General features: G+C 66.5%; 14 protein-coding genes. 8 read left to right on the forward strand and 6 right to left on the reverse strand.

What is annotated here, in order from left to right; translation table 11 throughout:
* The first annotated feature begins 91 nt into the window (after window positions 1-91).
* Both ACQZF9_RS19855 and ACQZF9_RS19860 read left to right on the forward strand, forming a co-directional pair.
* Window positions 92-2785: a DUF4118 domain-containing protein gene (locus tag ACQZF9_RS19855; protein WP_428310699.1), complete on the forward strand. Its 2694-nt coding sequence runs from the start codon at window positions 92-94 to the stop codon at window positions 2783-2785.
* Window positions 2778-3464 (forward strand): response regulator, encoded by a 687-nt coding sequence (locus ACQZF9_RS19860; protein ID WP_428310700.1) that lies wholly within the window; start codon window positions 2778-2780, stop codon window positions 3462-3464. Before ACQZF9_RS19855 ends, ACQZF9_RS19860 begins: the two co-directional genes overlap by 8 nt.
* A 92-nt stretch (window positions 3465-3556) precedes the next feature.
* Here the strand turns inward: ACQZF9_RS19860 and ACQZF9_RS19865 are convergent, their stop codons facing one another.
* Window positions 3557-4459, reverse strand: a complete 903-nt coding sequence (locus ACQZF9_RS19865) for an AraC family transcriptional regulator (RefSeq protein WP_428313463.1) — start codon at window positions 4457-4459, stop codon at window positions 3557-3559.
* A gap of 241 nt (window positions 4460-4700) precedes the next feature.
* Between ACQZF9_RS19865 and ACQZF9_RS19870 the strand changes: the two genes are divergently transcribed.
* Window positions 4701-5696 (forward strand): aldo/keto reductase, encoded by a 996-nt coding sequence (locus tag ACQZF9_RS19870; protein ID WP_428310701.1) that lies wholly within the window; start codon window positions 4701-4703, stop codon window positions 5694-5696.
* Between the two features lie 82 nt (window positions 5697-5778).
* On the opposite strand, the gene ACQZF9_RS19875 is transcribed toward ACQZF9_RS19870, so the two are convergent.
* Window positions 5779-6696, reverse strand: a complete 918-nt coding sequence (locus tag ACQZF9_RS19875) for a LysR family transcriptional regulator (RefSeq protein ID WP_428310702.1) — start codon at window positions 6694-6696, stop codon at window positions 5779-5781.
* A 116-nt stretch (window positions 6697-6812) separates the two neighbouring features.
* Between ACQZF9_RS19875 and ACQZF9_RS19880 the strand changes: the two genes are divergently transcribed.
* Complete coding sequence (locus ACQZF9_RS19880) at window positions 6813-6971, forward strand: hypothetical protein (RefSeq protein ID WP_428310703.1); 159 nt, start codon at window positions 6813-6815, stop codon at window positions 6969-6971.
* Here ACQZF9_RS19880 and ACQZF9_RS19885 read toward each other — a convergent pair whose 3' ends face one another.
* Together ACQZF9_RS19885 and ACQZF9_RS19890 are read right to left on the reverse strand one after the other, a co-directional pair.
* Window positions 6972-7499 carry a DUF3224 domain-containing protein gene (locus ACQZF9_RS19885; protein ID WP_428310704.1) on the reverse strand — a complete coding sequence of 176 codons (528 nt, stop codon included), beginning with the start codon at window positions 7497-7499 and terminating at the stop codon, window positions 6972-6974.
* Window positions 7500-7509: 10 nt separating this feature from the next.
* Window positions 7510-7986: a MarR family winged helix-turn-helix transcriptional regulator gene (locus ACQZF9_RS19890; RefSeq protein WP_428310705.1), complete on the reverse strand. Its 477-nt coding sequence runs from the start codon at window positions 7984-7986 to the stop codon at window positions 7510-7512.
* Window positions 7987-8180: 194 nt separating this feature from the next.
* Here ACQZF9_RS19890 and ACQZF9_RS19895 point away from each other — a divergent pair, with 194 nt between their 5' ends.
* The gene (locus tag ACQZF9_RS19895) at window positions 8181-8606 is read left to right on the forward strand and encodes an organic hydroperoxide resistance protein (RefSeq protein WP_428310706.1); all 426 of its coding nucleotides are present in this window, start codon (window positions 8181-8183) and stop codon (window positions 8604-8606) included.
* Here ACQZF9_RS19895 and ACQZF9_RS19900 read toward each other — a convergent pair.
* Together ACQZF9_RS19900 and ACQZF9_RS19905 are read right to left on the reverse strand one after the other, a co-directional pair.
* Window positions 8603-8761, reverse strand: a complete 159-nt coding sequence (locus tag ACQZF9_RS19900; protein WP_428310707.1) for a hypothetical protein — start codon at window positions 8759-8761, stop codon at window positions 8603-8605. The two genes, ACQZF9_RS19895 and ACQZF9_RS19900, sit on opposite strands and share 4 nt — an antisense overlap.
* Window positions 8762-8846: 85 nt before the next feature.
* Window positions 8847-9509 (reverse strand): TetR/AcrR family transcriptional regulator, encoded by a 663-nt coding sequence (locus ACQZF9_RS19905; protein ID WP_428310708.1) that lies wholly within the window; start codon window positions 9507-9509, stop codon window positions 8847-8849.
* Between the two features lie 196 nt (window positions 9510-9705).
* Between ACQZF9_RS19905 and ACQZF9_RS19910 the strand changes: the two genes are divergently transcribed.
* From ACQZF9_RS19910 to ACQZF9_RS19920, 3 genes are all read left to right on the forward strand, one after another.
* Window positions 9706-10914, forward strand: a complete 1209-nt coding sequence (locus tag ACQZF9_RS19910) for an efflux RND transporter periplasmic adaptor subunit (protein ID WP_428310709.1) — start codon at window positions 9706-9708, stop codon at window positions 10912-10914.
* 173 nt (window positions 10915-11087) lie between these two features.
* Window positions 11088-14273 (forward strand): efflux RND transporter permease subunit, encoded by a 3186-nt coding sequence (locus ACQZF9_RS19915; RefSeq protein ID WP_428310710.1) that lies wholly within the window; start codon window positions 11088-11090, stop codon window positions 14271-14273.
* 28 nt (window positions 14274-14301) lie between these two features.
* On the forward strand, window positions 14302-15039 hold the full coding sequence (locus ACQZF9_RS19920; protein ID WP_428310711.1) for an SDR family oxidoreductase: 738 nt from the start codon (window positions 14302-14304) through the stop codon (window positions 15037-15039).
* The last annotated feature ends 132 nt before the right edge of the window (window positions 15040-15171 follow it).

Below are 15171 nucleotides of genomic sequence, written 5' to 3' on the forward strand. Positions count from 1 at the left end.
CAGGACTTGATCAGAGGTTCCTTAGCTTGGGTGAGCGCAGCGGTCCCCACTGTTGGGATGGCTGCGCTCACCCCAACCTACAATGGCCGCCATGAACGAGTCCGATGACCGTCGCCCCTCGCCGGAAGCGCTGCTGGACGAAGCGCGCCGGGAAGGCCGCGGCCGGCTCAAGGTGTTTCTCGGCGCCTCGCCCGGCGTCGGCAAGACTTACGACATGCTGCGCGCCGCGCACGCGGCGAAGGCGGCCGGCATCGACGTTGTCGTCGGCATCGTCGAGACGCATGGCCGCGCCGAAACCGAGGCACAGCTGGCCGGCCTGGAAGTGCTGCCGAGAAAGCGCATCGCCTATCGCGATCGCAGCTTCGAAGAGCTCGATATCGACGCGCTGATCGCGCGCCGTCCGCGCCTCGCGCTGATCGACGAACTGGCACACACCAACCTCGCCGGTAGCCGTCACGTGAAACGCTGGCAGGACGTCGACGACGTGCTCGCCGCCGGCATCGACGTGCTGACCACGTTGAACGTGCAGCATCTGGAGAGTCTCAACGACGTGATCCTGCGCATCACCGGCGTGCGCGTGCGCGAGACGCTGCCGGACACGGTGCTGGAACGCGCCGACCAGATCGAGCTGGTCGATCTGCCGCCCGACGAGCTGATCCAGCGGCTCGAAGCCGGCAAGGTGTATCTCGGCGAACAGGCACTGCGCGCACGCGACAGCTTTTTTTCGCGCGGCAATCTGACGGCGCTGCGCGAACTGGCGATGCGCGCCGCCGCCGAGCGCGTCGATCAGCAGATGCTCGCGTACATGCGCCGTCACCAGGTGCAGGGCCCGTGGCCGACGCGCGACCGCCTGCTGGTCTGCGTCGGCGGCGACAGTGTCGGCCGCAGCCTGATCCGTACGGCGGCGCGTCTCGCCGATCTGCGCGGCGTCGACTGGATTGCGGTGCATGTGATCGATTCACGAGCCAATCGCCTGCCGGACGCGGAGAAGGATCGGGTTGCCGAAACACTGCGCCTCGCCGAATCGCTCGGCGGCGAAGCGGTGACGATTCCGGGCGAGCATGTCGCCGCGGAGGTGCTGGCTTACGCACGCAATCGCAACGTCACGCAGATCGTGCTCGGCCGCGCGCAGCGGCCGCTGTGGAGCCGCTTGCGCCGGCGCTCGGTTGCCAGCGAGCTGCTACGCGTCGCCAGCGGCTTCGAAATCACGCTGATTCCCGGCGAACGCCCGAAAGCCGCGGCTGCAGCCGAGCCGAGTCCGCGCACGCGATGGACCTGGCGCGATACCGCGATGGCGGTGGGCCTGCCCGCCGTGGCAACCGTGATCGGCCTGATCTTCGATCCCTTGCTCGGCCTGGATAATTTTGCGGTGATGTACCTGCTCGCGGTGCTGATCAGCGCGGTGCGCGCCGGTCCGCGGCCCGCGATCGCGGCGAGCTTCATCGGCGCCGCATGCTTCAACTTCTTTTTCACCGAGCCCCGCTACACGCTGTCGATGACCCGCCATCAGGACATTGTCACGCTGGTCGTGTTCCTGATCGTCGCGGTACTGATGGGCCGGCTCGGTGGCCAGCTGCGCAGCCAGATGGAAGCGCTGCGCAAGACCGCCAGGCGCAACGCGAATCTCAATGAGTTCGCGCGCCGCGTCGCCGGCGCCCTGGGCCGCGACGAGGTCGGCGCCGCCGCCGTCGAACACGTGCACGCCACGCTCGACGTTCCCTGCGCCTGCGTGCTCGATTCGCCGACCGAGGCGCTGATGCCCGGCCTGCGCCGCGGCATCAGCCCGGACTATCAGTTCCGTGAATCGGATCGCGCGGCCGCCGCGTGGAGCTGGGAACACCGTCAGGCCGCGGGCTACTCGACGCAAACCCTGCCGAACTCGCAGTGGCTGTTCGTGCCGATGGCAACCGCGCAGCGCGTGGTCGGCTTGCTCGGCCTGCACCTGCATGAGCGCGGGCGGCCGCTGTCGGCCGGGCAGCGTCGTCTGCTCGATGCGATTTCGGACCAGGCCGCCGTCGCCATCGAGCGCGTACTACTGGCGACACAAATCGAGGACCAGCGCGTCCACAACCAGGGCGAGGCGCTACGCTCGGCGCTGCTGTCCTCGGTGTCGCATGATCTGCGCACGCCGCTGTCGTCGATTCTCGGCGCAGCCAGCAGCCTGCAGGCGCAGCACGAGGTGCTGCCCGCGGCGGGCCGCGAAGAGCTCGTCGAAACCATCATCGAGGAAGCCGAGCGGCTGAACCGGTTCGTGCAGAACCTGCTCGACATGACGCGCCTCGGCTACGGCCAGCTGGAACCGCGTCGCGAATGGTGCGATCTGCTGGAGCTGCTCGGCCGCGCCCGCCGGCGGCTGCGTCGCGAGCTGGCCAGGCGCGACGTCGTGATCACGGCAGCGCCGGATCTGCCGCTGGCGCATGTGGATGCGCTGCTGATCGAGCAGGTGCTGGTCAACGTGATCGACAACGCCGGCAAATATTCGCCGCCGGAATCGGCGATCGAAATCGAGCTGAGCGCGCGCCTTTCGTCACTGCAGCTGCGAGTGCGCGATCATGGCCCCGGCGTTCCGGCCGGCGACCGCGAGAAAATCTTCGACATGTTCTACCGCGTGCAGTCGCAGGATCACACCGCGCCCGGGACCGGCCTGGGGCTGGCGATCTGTCGCGGCATCCTGCAGGCCCACGGCGGCAGCATCCGCGCGCTGTCGCCGCTCGACGGCAATGGCGGCACCGTCATCGAAATCAGTCTGCCGCGCGAGGCGGTGCCGGTGATAGGCGATGAATGAATCGCTGCGCGTACTGATCGTCGACGACGAGCCGCAGATCCGGCGCTTTCTGCGCGTCAGCCTGTCGGCCGAAGGCATGCAGGTATTCGAAGCGGCGAGCCTGGCCGAAGCCCGCAGCGCGCTGCGCGCCGACAAGCCCGACCTGATGATCCTGGACCTCGGCCTGCCCGACGGCGACGGCCTGGAGCTGATTCCGCAGGTGCGCGAGTCTTCGAGCCTGCCGATCATCGTGCTGTCGGTGCGCGACGACGAGGCCGGCAAGGTGCGCGCGCTCGACGCTGGTGCCGACGACTACCTGACCAAGCCTTTCGGCACCGGCGAATTGCTGGCGCGCATCCGCGCGGCGCTGCGGCACCGGCTGCTGGCCAGCGGCGCGCAGCCGATCGTCGAAAGCGGCGAGCTGAAGATCGATCTGAGCTTGCGCCGCGTGACGCTGGCCGGTGTCGAGCTGAAACTGTCGCGCAAGGAATACGCGATCCTCGCGGTACTGGCCAAGCATGCCGGCCGCGTCGTCACGCAGCCGCAGATCCTGCGCGACGTCTGGGGCAAGGTGCACGAGGACGACACGCAGTATCTGCGCGTGTACGTCGGGCAGTTGCGGCACAAGCTCGGGGACGATGCGGCGGCGCCGCGGTATTTGTTGACGGAGCCGGGCGTGGGCTATCGGCTGAAGGTCTGAGGCTGCACCTGTAGGAGCGGATCCTATCCGCGACTTTGCCTTCGCAGCCTGAGTCGCGGATAGGATCCGCTCCTACAGATGCGGCGATCAGCTCAGGCCGCCTGCCCCGCCTCCTTCAACTTCGCGATCTCCTGCCGCGGCGGCGCGCCGAACAGGCGGCGGTATTCGCGGCTGAATTGCGAAGGGCTTTCGTAGCCGACCCTGTGAGCCGCCGCGGCGCATTCCAGGCCGTCGGCGAACATCAGCCGTCGCGCCTCGTGCAGGCGCAGCTGCTTCTGGAACTGCAGCGGCGACAGGCCCGACACGGCCTTGAAGCGGTGATGCAGCGCCGACGGGCTCATGTGCACCGCGCTGGCCAGATCCTCGATGCGCAGCGGCGCGGCGTAGTGCTGCTTGAGCCAGTCGATCGCGCGCCCGATGCGATGCGTGTTGCCGCCGCCTTCGGCCAGGTCCATCAGGCGATGGCCGAGTTCGCCGGTGAGCAGGCGATAGTAGATTTCGCGCAGCGCGATCGGCCCGAGTACCGGCAGATCGGCCGGCGTGTCGAGCAGCCGCACCAGGCGCAGCACTGCGTCGAGCAGCGACTCGTTGACCCGCGCCACGAACAGGCCGCGGTCCGCCGACGACGCCAGCGCCGGGCGCTGCCTGAGTTCCAGCAGCATGCGGCCGATCTCCTCGACGTCGAGCTGCAGGCGGATGCACAGGTAGGGATGCTCGGGCGTGGCCTCGAGTATCTGGCCGACCACCGGCAGGGTCACCGACACCACCAGATAGTTCAGCGGGTCGTAGTGGAAAACCTCTTCGCCGAGCAGTGCGCGCTTGCGGCCCTGCACGACGATGCAGACGCTGGGCTGATACACCACCGGCATCGCGATCGACGGCCGGCTGCCGCGCATCATCGCCAGCGCGCCGAAGCCGGTTTCGTTGACACCCTCCTGGATCGCCAATCGGGCAACCCGGTCGCTGAGCTCCTTGTGCCGCGCGTCGGTCGGCATGGCCGCCGAGCTGGCGTCGAAGAACGGGCTTTTTATCGGCTTCAGCACGGTTTTCTGCTCGATTGAAGAGTCTGCACGATACTAAGCCGACCCCGGCGCGCTGTATCGGGTTCCCCGGCAGCACAGCAGGATCGGGCAAGAACCGCGCAGCAATGTTCTAACGGCCAAGTCACCTGCACTCCTACCCTGGTGCTACCGCAGCCGGCCACGGCCGAGGCTGCATTCACGCCAGGAGCAAGCAATGAGCCCACCCATTCCCCGTCGCCGTCTCGGCCAGCAGGGCCTGCAGGTGTCTGCCATCGGTCTCGGCTGCATGGGCATGTCGGACTTCTACGGCCCGGCCGACGAGGCCAGCAACCTGAAAGTGCTGCATCACGCGATCGACATCGGCGTCAATTTTCTCGATACCGCCGACATGTACGGCGTCGGCGCCAACGAGCGCCTGCTCAGCCAGGTGCTGGCGACGCGGCGCAGCGAGGTGGTGCTGGCGACCAAGTTCGGCATCCGTCGCGGCGCCGACGGCGAGCGCTCGCTCAGCGGTCGCCCCGAATACGTGCGGCAGGCCTGCGACGCCAGCTTGCAGCGGCTGGGTGTCGATCACATCGATCTGTATTATCAGCATCGCGTCGATCCGGCCGTGCCGATCGAGGACACCGTCGGCGCGATGGCCGAGCTGGTGAAGGCCGGCAAGATTCGCTACCTCGGCCTGTCGGAGGCCTCGGGCAAGACCATCAAGCGTGCGCACGCGGTGCATCCGATCAGCGCGCTGCAGAGCGAGTACTCGCTGTGGACGCGCGACCTCGACCGCGATGCGCTGCCGGTCTGCCAGAAGCTCGGCATCGGCGTGGTGCCCTACAGCCCGCTGGGCCGCGGCTTTCTGACCGGCGCGATCAGCAGCATCGAGGATCTGGCGGCGGACGACTATCGTCGCGAGAGTCCGCGCTTCGTCAACGGCGCGTTCGCCGCGAACATGAAGCTGGTCGACGTGGTCCGCGAAGTCGCGCGGCAATGCGACGCGACGCCGGCGCAGGTCGCGCTCGCCTGGTTGCTGCACAGCGCGCCGGACATCGTGCCGATCCCGGGCACGCGCAGCGTGTCGCGGCTCGACGAGAACGCCGCTGCCTGCTCGCTGAAACTCGGCGATGCGCAGATGGAAAGACTGCAGGGCGTGCTGTGGGAAGCGCCGGTGGTCGGGGCGCGTTATGCGCCTTCGGGCATGGTGACGATCGATCGTTGACGTACGATCAGGCGGAACCTGTAGGAGCGGATCCTATCCGCGACTGCGCCGTCGCAGCCCCGGTCGCGGATAGGATCCGCTCCTACAACGGGAGTCCGTGCAGCAGCCGCTCACGCAGGCGCGGCTGATCCAGCTGCTCCAGCCACCAGCGCAGCGCACGCTGTTCGCCGGAGCGGCCGACCCAGGCGACGTACAGCGTGTTCGCTTCGCGCGGATCTTCGGTGGCTTTCTCGACCAGTTGCCCCGATTCCAGCAGCGCGGCGACGCGTTTGCGCGGCAGCCAGCCGACGCCGAGGCCGGCACACTGCGCCTCGATCTTGTCGCGCATCGACGGCATCGCCAGCACCGGCTGCCCGCCCTGGATGCCGTAGCTGCGTTTGCCTGCGGAGGCGCGCGAGGTGTCGGCGACCACGACCGCGCGATACGCCAGCCGCTGCTCGCGCGTCAGCGGTGTATTGATCTTCGCCAGCGGATGACGCCGCGCGACCGCGAACACCCAGTCGATCACGCCGAGTTCCTTCCATTGCAGGCCGGCGATGGTCGGCGCCTCGTTGGTCGAGCCGATCACCAGGTCGGCGCGGCCATCGGCCAATGCCTCCCAGGTGCCGTTCAACACCTCATAACCGAAACGCAGTGCGACGTTCGAGCCCAGCGCGTCGAAGGCCGGGATGATTTCGCGTAGCGGCGCGAAGTCCAGGATCTCGTCGACGTGAATGCGCAACTGCTCTTCCCAGCCGCCGGCGATCTGGCGCACACGACGCTCCAGGCGCTCGGCATCGGCGCCGATACGCGCCGCCTCTTCGGCGAGCAGGGCGCCGGCCGGGGTCAGCGCCATGCGATAGCGACGCCGGTCGAACAGCAACGCGTCGAAGCGCGCCTCCAGTTGCCTCGCCGCATATGAAATCGTCGACGGCGCCTTGCCGAGTTTCGCCGCCGCACGCGACAAACTGCCGGCGCTGCGGATCGCGTCGAGCAGGTCCAGATCGTCGCGGCTGAGCATGCTGTTCCCCGGTCAACAGGCAGCGGTCATTGGAACACGGCGGCATTCATCCGGCAGCCCGTCGCAGCGCGCGATGCTTTAGGCCTGCGAGACACGATGCACCGTCAGGAGACGATATGAAAACCACACAAAACAGCGGAAAAACCGCAGAGAAAACCAGCAAACCCGACCTGAAGCGTCGCGATGGCGCGCCGGTGAACGACCCGCACCGCGAAGACGTGATGAACGGCGCACACCAGGGCAGCACCGGCCAGCGCGACAAGCACGATCGCTAGCTAGCGCTTCAGCGGCAGCTTGTATCTGAAGGTGTAGGCGTGAGCGCCACCGCTGACGTCGATGCTCATCGTGCCGCTGATGCCGGCGAGTTCGTCGGTGCCGGAATCCGGTACCACACTGACGCTCAGCTCCGGCTCGCCCCTGTCCATCGTGCCGCTGTGCTGCAGCACGAAACTGCCGCTTTTTCCGTCAAGGGTGCCGCTGACTTTTTCGATCGCGACATAGCCGGCCGAGCCTTTCTCGGCGGTGCCGGCACTGAGCATCTGGCCCTTGCTGCTCGCCTCGAGATCGCCATGAAACTGCTTGGCGATCAGCAGCCGCGACAGCAGCGGATCGGCGACGGCGTCTTCCAGGGCCTGCGGCGTCAGCTTGACCTCGAAGCTGCCTGTGGCGGTGTGATTCACGGTTTCATTGAGCTTGTGGGTTTCGACGCGCATACCGGGGCTTTGCGCGCGCACCGGTGCGGCCGAGAGCAGCGCGATGGCGATCAGCGCCGGGCGATGACATAGCGAGAGTCGGGATTTCATCGCGCGCAGCCTAGCTGATACGGCGCGCAGCGGCCGCTGCATTGAGCCGGTCGCGCAGCGCCAGCAACTGGTCGCGGATCGCGGCCATCTCGTCCCACGGGATCGCACAGGCACCGGCGACGCCGATCGGCACGGCCTCGGCTTTCTTCTGCAGCGCGCGTCCGGCATCGCTCAAGGTGATGCGCACCTGGCGCTCGTCCTCGGGATTGCGCGTGCGCCGCACCAGGCCAGCGCTCTCCAGACGCTTCAGCAGCGGCGTCAAGGTTCCGGAATCCAGATGCAACAAGGCGCCGATGTCCTTCACCGCGACGTCGTCGCGCTCCCACAGCACCATCATCGCCAGGTATTGCGGATAGGTCAGGCCGATCACGTCCAGCAGCGGCTTGTAGATGCCGTTGAACGCCAGCTCGGTGGAATACACCGCGAAGCAGATCTGGTTGGCGAGCCGCAGCGACTCCGGCACGGCGGCGGCTTTTTTCTTGGCCATGACATGGCTCCAGCGAGGAAAGGCAGCCTGAAAGATGGCCACGCCATGTTCGCAATTCAATTGCCAACAATCAAATAGCGATAAAAGAGGTGCTGTTTATTCCAAATAATTACTTTGCACGCAATTGAATTGCGAATAATGTCTGCCCCACGTACTACGCAGCACCCACCAAAACCCCGAACAAGGAGTCCACCATGTCAACCAACGTCCTGTATCGCACCAGCGCCACCGCCAACGGCGGCCGCGACGGCCAGTCCGCCACCGACGACGGCAGCCTCTCGGTCAAGCTCGCCACGCCCAAGGAACTCGGCGGTGCCGGCGGTGCCGGCAATAACCCGGAACAGCTGTTCGCGGCCGGCTACTCGGCCTGCTTCCTCGGCGCGATGAAGTTCGTTGCCTCGCAGGGCGGCCCCAAAGTGCCGGCGGAAACCACGGTGCAGGCGACGGTCGGCATCGGCCCGCGCAGCGAGGGCGGCTTCGGGCTGGAAGTGTCGCTGGCGGTGTCGCTGCCCGGCCTGGCCAAGGAAGAAGCCACCGCGCTGGTCGAAAAGGCGCATCAGGTCTGCCCGTATTCGAACGCGACCCGCGGCAATATCGACGTGAAGCTCAGCGTCATTTAAGACGCGAATGTGTAGGAGCGGGCTTGCCCGCGACTGTCAGTCTTCAGTCGCGGGCAAGCCCGCTCCTGCAATTGGGTTACAGCCGCGAACATGATGATTGCCGCGCCGAGCAGGATCACCGCGACACCCAGCAGAGCGGCCAGAGTCGGCTGCACCCTGTCGGCCCGCAACAGCCAGCCGAGCGCGGTGGCGACGTAGAGACCGACGACTGCGCGCGGTCTCCACGTCGAAAGCGGGGCTTTAGCCCGAACAGGCGCCGTTGTTGCCCAGGTGCGCCTCGATCAGCACCTTGGCGCAGCAGCCGGCGACGTCGACCGGGCTGCTCGAACCCTGCGGAAAGATCATCCGCGCCTGGAAGCTGCCGCCCATCACCAGCATCAGCGAATCGCCGAGCTTGTCGGGATTGCGCGCGCCCATGTCGGCCGCCAGCTTGCGCAGGCGCTCGCGGATCTCGGCCTTGTGCGCGCGCACGACCACCAGCGCCGCGTGATCCTCTTCCTGGATCTCGACCATCACGTTGGCCATCGCGCAACCGCGGTCGCACTGTTCCACCGGCTTGTTGACGGTGGCTTCGAACAGCGCCTCGGCCTGGCGGCGCGGGTCGTTCGGGTAAGGCGCGACGACTTCGTCCCACCACTGCATGAACTGGCGGGCGGCGTCGCGCACGTATTCGGCGACCAGCTCGTCCTTGGACGGAAAGCTTCGGTAGAAGCTCATCTTGTTGGTGCCGGCCTCGCTGGCGATCGCATCGACGCCGACGCCGCGGATGCCCTGCTTGTAGAACAGGTCGCAGGCGGTCTCGAAGATGCGGTCACGGACACGGGTCTTGGCGCCGGCGCAAGGCGCCGCTTCGGCGCCACCGCCGGTTTCCGTGTTCTCGATTCTCTTGGCTTCCACTTTCATCGCGTATACCTCTTGACAGGGGTGTTACCGGTCAGTAACTATAGCACTACGTTACTTACCGGTAACACACCAGGGCATTCTCTACTAGCTCAGGGCCGGCGTCAAAAACCATCGGCCAGGCGGCAGTTTAGAAGGTATTGGTGGCGCCGGCAGCAGCGTACTTCTGCCAGTTCCACGCTGAAAGGGATATACGCCAATGAACCGATTCCTCAACGAACACGTCGGCCTCGCGGTTGCCGGCGTTCTGTTTGCCTCGCTCGCCGCTGCCGCCTGCAGCCGCGCCGAGTCCAAGCAGCCGATCCCGCCGCCGCCGGCTCCGGCGGTCACCGTCGCCACCGCCAACGTCGGCGACATCACCGACTTCGACGACTTCACCGGCCGCTTCGAGGCGGTGGACAAAGTCGAGCTGCGCCCGCGCGTCTCCGGCTATATCGACGAGGTGCGCTTCGTCGAGGGCAAGGAAGTGAAGAAGGGCGAGGTGCTGTTCGTGATCGACCAGCGTCCTTACAAGATCGAGCTGCAGCGCGCGCAGAGCGAGCTGGCGCGGATCAAGTCGCAGGCCGCACTGGCGCTGAGCGAGTCGCAGCGCGCCGAGAAGCTGCTCGCTGCGCGTGCGATCAGCCAGGAAGAGCGCGACCAGCGCGTCAGCCAGAACAGCCAGGCTTTGTCCGACATCAGCTCCGCCCAGGCCGCCGTCGACGCCGCCAGGCTCAACCTGGAATTCACCCAGGTGACGTCGCCGATCGCCGGCCGCGTGTCGCGCGCGGTGGTCACCGCCGGCAACTACGTCACCGCCGGCAGCAATGTGCTGACCTCGGTGGTGTCGCTGGATCCGATCTACGTGTCCTTCGACGGTGACGAGCAAAGCTTCCTGAAGTACCAGAGCCGCGTCGCCGGCGCCGGCTTCGGCGGCGGCTCGAGCCAGGGCTCCACCGCCGGCCCGGTGTTCGTCGGCCTGGCCAACGAGGACGGCTACCCGCACCAGGGCAAGCTCAACTTCCTGGACAACGCGCTGGATCCGCAGACCGGCACGATCCACGTGCGCGCGCTGATGGACAACAAGGACCGCCGCTTCACGCCCGGCCTGTTCGCCCGCGTGCGCCTGCCCGGCAGCGAGCACTACCAGGCGACCCTGGTCCCGGACTCGGCAATCGCCACCGATCAGGATCGCCGCTACGTGCTGGTGGTCGGCAAGGACGACACCGTCGAGTACCGCGCGGTGGAGCTCGGTGCCACCCAGGACGAGCAGCGCGTGGTCCGTGCCGGCCTGAAACCGGGTGAGCGGGTGGTCGTCAGCGGCCTGCAGCGCGCCCGCCCTGGCGCCAAGGTCGCGCCCCAGGAAGCGCCGGAGCCGGCAACGGCCAAGGCCACGATCGGTGCGCGAGTCGCGGAATCGGCTCCTTAGTTTTTCTCAGCTTGTCTCCTTCCCCCCGCGTGCGGGCGAAGGCCGGGATGGGGGCCTTGCCGCATAGGGCAGCACCGCGACTTCCGCCCCCACCCTAACCCTCCCCCGCACGCGGGGGAGGGAATTCAAGGGTTCGCTGCAACAACAAGATCTGCTTCCAAGGGAGCACTGTCATGAGATTCATTCATTTCTTCATCGAGCGGCCGATATTCGCCGGCGCTCTGTCACTGTTGCTGCTGATCGCCGGCGCGGTGTCCGCGTTCGTGCTGCCGATCGCCGAATATCCGGAAGTCGCGCCGCCGACCGTGGTCGTCACCGCGCGCTATCCGGGCGCCAATCCGCAGATCATCGCCGACACGGTCTCGTCTCCTCTCGAACAGGAGATCACCGGCGTCGAGGACATGATCTACATGAACTCGCAGTCGCAGCAGGACGGCACGCTGCAGATCACCGTGGTGTTCCGCATCGGCGCCGACATCGATCGCGCCCAGGTGCAGGTGCAGAACCGCGTCAGCCAGGCGCTGCCGCGCTTGCCCGAGGAAGTGCGCAGCTACGGCGTGGTCACACGCAAGAGCTCGCCCGACCTGACGATGGTGGTTCACCTGTTCTCTCCGGACGGCCGTTACGACGGCCTGTACCTGCGCAACTACGCGCTGCTGCAGGTGCGCGATCAGCTGGTCAGCCTGCCCGGCGCCGGCGACGTGCAGCTGTTCGGCTCCGGCGACTACGCGATGCGCGTCTGGCTCGATCCGCAGAAGATGGCCGCGCGCAACCTCGCCACCAGCGACGTGATCAACTCGGTGCGCGAGCAGAACGTGCAGGTCGCCTCCGGTGCCGTCGGCGGCGCGCCGATGAGCGACAGCGTCGAGTTCCAGCTGCCGGTGAACACGCAGGGTCGCCTGCAGAGCGAGGAACAGTTCGGCGATATCGTCATCAAGACCGGCGCCGATGGTGAAATCATCCATCTGCGCGACGTCGCCCGCCTGCAGATGGGCGCCGGCGACTACGCGCTGCGCAGCCTGCTCGACAGCAAGCCCGCGGTGGCGCTGCCGGTGTTCCTGCAGCCCGGCGCGAACGCGCTGGAACTGGCCGACAACGTGCGCAAGACCATGGCCGAGCTGAAGACGCGCTTCCCGCAGGGCGTCGACTACTCGATCGTCTACGACCCGACGGTGTTCGTGCGCGACTCGATCAAGAAAGTCATCGAGACCTTGCTCGAAGCCACCTTGCTGGTGGTGCTGGTGGTGATCCTGTTCCTGCAGAAATGGCGCGCCGCGCTGATCCCGATCATCGCGGTGCCGATCTCGATCGTCGGCACGCTCGCCGCTTTGCAGATCTTCGGCTTCTCACTCAACACGCTGACCCTGTTCGGCCTGGTGCTGGCGGTCGGCATTGTCGTCGACGACGCGATCGTCGTCGTCGAGAACATCGAGCGCGGCATCGCCGAAGGCCTGACGCCGCACAAGGCCGCGCATCGCGCGATGGACGAAGTCGGCGGCGCGATCATCGCGATCTCGCTGGTGTTGTGCGCGGTGTTCATTCCGCCGGCGCTGGTGCCGGGCTTCAACGGCCAGTTCTATCGCCAGTTCTCGTTGACAATCACGTTTGCCGCGGTGATCTCGGCGTTCAACTCGCTGACCTTGTCGCCCGCTCTCGCGGCGCTGCTGCTGCAGGGCCATCACGACAAGCCCGACCGCTTTCAGCGCCTGATCGACGGCAGCCTCGGCTGGCTGTTCCGCCCGTTCAACCGCGTGTTCGAATCCACCGGCTCGAAGTATCAGACCGGCGTGCGCAGGCTGATCCGCACCGGCGTCGTGGGTCTTGCGATCTACGTCGGCCTGGTGATCTTTGCCGGCGGCGCGTTCAAGGCCACGCCGGTAGGCTTCGTGCCGGCGCAGGACAAGGGCTACCTGATCACCATCGTGCAGCTGCCGCCGTCGACCTCGATCGAACGCACTGAAAAAATCGTGCAGAAAATCGGCGAAATCGGCCTCAAGCAGGACGGCGTGATTCACGCGGTGCAGTTCCCGGGCCTGTCGATCAACGGCTTCACCCGTAACTCGAACTCGGCGATCGTGTTCTGGACGCTGAAGCCCTTCGAGGAACGCGGCAAGGGCCTGAGCGGCCCGGCGATCGCGGCCGGCCTGAACCAGAAACTGTCGGCGATCGACGACGCGATGATCTTCACGATCGCGCCGCCGCCGATTCAGGGCTTCGGCCCGGCAGGCGGCTTCAAGATGCAGCTGGAAGACCGCACCGGCGGCGACCCCAAGGCGCTGTACGACATGACCCAGGATTTCCTGGCGAAAGCGCGAGCCAACCCGAAGCTGATGAACGTGTTCAGCAACTACGACATCAACTCGCCGCAGCTGTTCGCGGACATCGACCGGGTGCAGGCGAAGCGGCTCGGCATACAGCTCGGCGACGTGTTCCAGACCTTGCAGACTTACCTGGGCTCGTACTACATCAACGACTTCAACCGCTTTGGCCGCACCTATCGCGTGGTCGCGCAGGCCGACGAGCAGTATCGCGACCGGCCCGAAGACGTGCTGCTGCTGAAGACGCGCAACGCGGCCGGCGACATGGTGCCGCTGGGCAGCGTGCTGAAGCTGCGCAACAGCTTCGGCCCGAGCACGGTGCAGCGCTACAACGGCTATCCGTCGGCGGACATCGCCGGCGCGCCGGCGCCGGGCGTCAGCTCGGGTGAAGCGATCCAGATCATGACGCAGCTGGCGCACGACACGCTGCCGCCGGGCGTGACCTTCGACTGGACCGAGATCACTTATCAGCAGGTCGGCAACGGCGCCGGCGCGCTCGCCTTCATCTTCCCGCTGAGCGTGCTGCTGGTATTCCTGGTGCTGGCCGCGCAGTACGAGAGCCTGGCGATGCCGCTGGCGGTGATCCTGATCGTGCCGATGACCCTGCTGTCCGCCTCGCTGGGCATCCTGGCGATGAAATCGGAGATCAACATCTTCACGCAGATCGGCCTGTTCGTGCTGATCGGCCTGTCGGCGAAGAACTCGATCCTGATCGTCGAATTCGCCCGCGATCTGCAGGCCAAGGGCATGAATGCGGTGGAAGCCGCGCTGGAAGCCTGCCGCCTGCGTCTGCGGCCAATCCTGATGACCAGCTTCGCCTTCATCTTCGGCGTGCTGCCGCTGGTAATGGCCAGCGGCGCCGGCGCCGAGATCCAGAAGGCGATGGGCATCGCGGTGTTCTTCGGCATGATCGGCGTGACCTTCTTTGGCCTGTTCTTCACGCCGCTGTTCTACGTCGCGCTACGTCACTTCGTCGAGCGCCGCGAGCGCAAGGCCACCGCGGCTGCACTGCCGCCGGCCGAGCCGCTGCACTCCCACTAATCCGCAATCAATCAATCGGAAAAAAACCATGAGCAAGGACAACAGGAAAATCGCGCTGGTCACCGGCGGCAACCGCGGTATCGGCTACCAGACCGCGCTGCAGCTGGCGCAGCAGGGCGTCCACGTGATCGTCGGCGCGCGCCGCATCGAGCAGGGCAACGAGGCGGTGCAGCAGATCAAGCAGGCCGGCTTCGACGCCGAAGCCTTGCAGCTCGACGTCGGCGACTCGGCGAGCATCCAGGCGGCGGCGGCCGAAATCGGCAAGCGCCACGGCCGCCTCGACATCCTGGTCAACAACGCCGGCATTCTCGGCGACCAGGTCGAAAAGCCCAGCCAGCAGACCTTGCCGAGCTGGCGCCAGGTGTTCGACATCAACCTGTTCGGCCTGGTCGAAGTCACCAACGCGCTGCTGCCGCTGCTGCACAAGTCCGGCGCCGGCCGCATCGTCAACGTGTCCAGCCTGCTCGGCTCGATCGCCCAGCATCTCGAACCGGGCTCGTCGATCTACGACATGAAGTTCGTGCCGGCCTACAACGTGTCCAAGACCGCGGTGAATGCCTGGACCGCGCAGCTCGCCTACGAACTCAAGGGCAGCAAGATCAAGGTCAACACGATCCATCCGGGCTATGTGAAGACCGAGATGAACCAGGGCGGCGGCGAAATGGAGGTGCCGGACGGCGCCAGGACCAGCGTGCAGATGGCCCTGATCGGCGACGACGGCGCCAGCGGCAGCTTCACCCACCTGGGTGAAACGATCCCCTGGTAAAACAAAGACGAATCAGATTGCGCAACCGCCCCCGTTCGTCCCGAGTAGCTCACGCCGTGAGCGTATCGAGGGACACGTCGAGCTGAATCGGGCCCCTCGATACGCCGCAAGCGGCTACTCGGGACGAACGGG

It is taken from the genome of Hydrocarboniphaga sp. (genome assembly GCF_965279055.1).
Taxonomy (GTDB): Bacteria; Pseudomonadota; Gammaproteobacteria; order Nevskiales; family Nevskiaceae; genus Hydrocarboniphaga.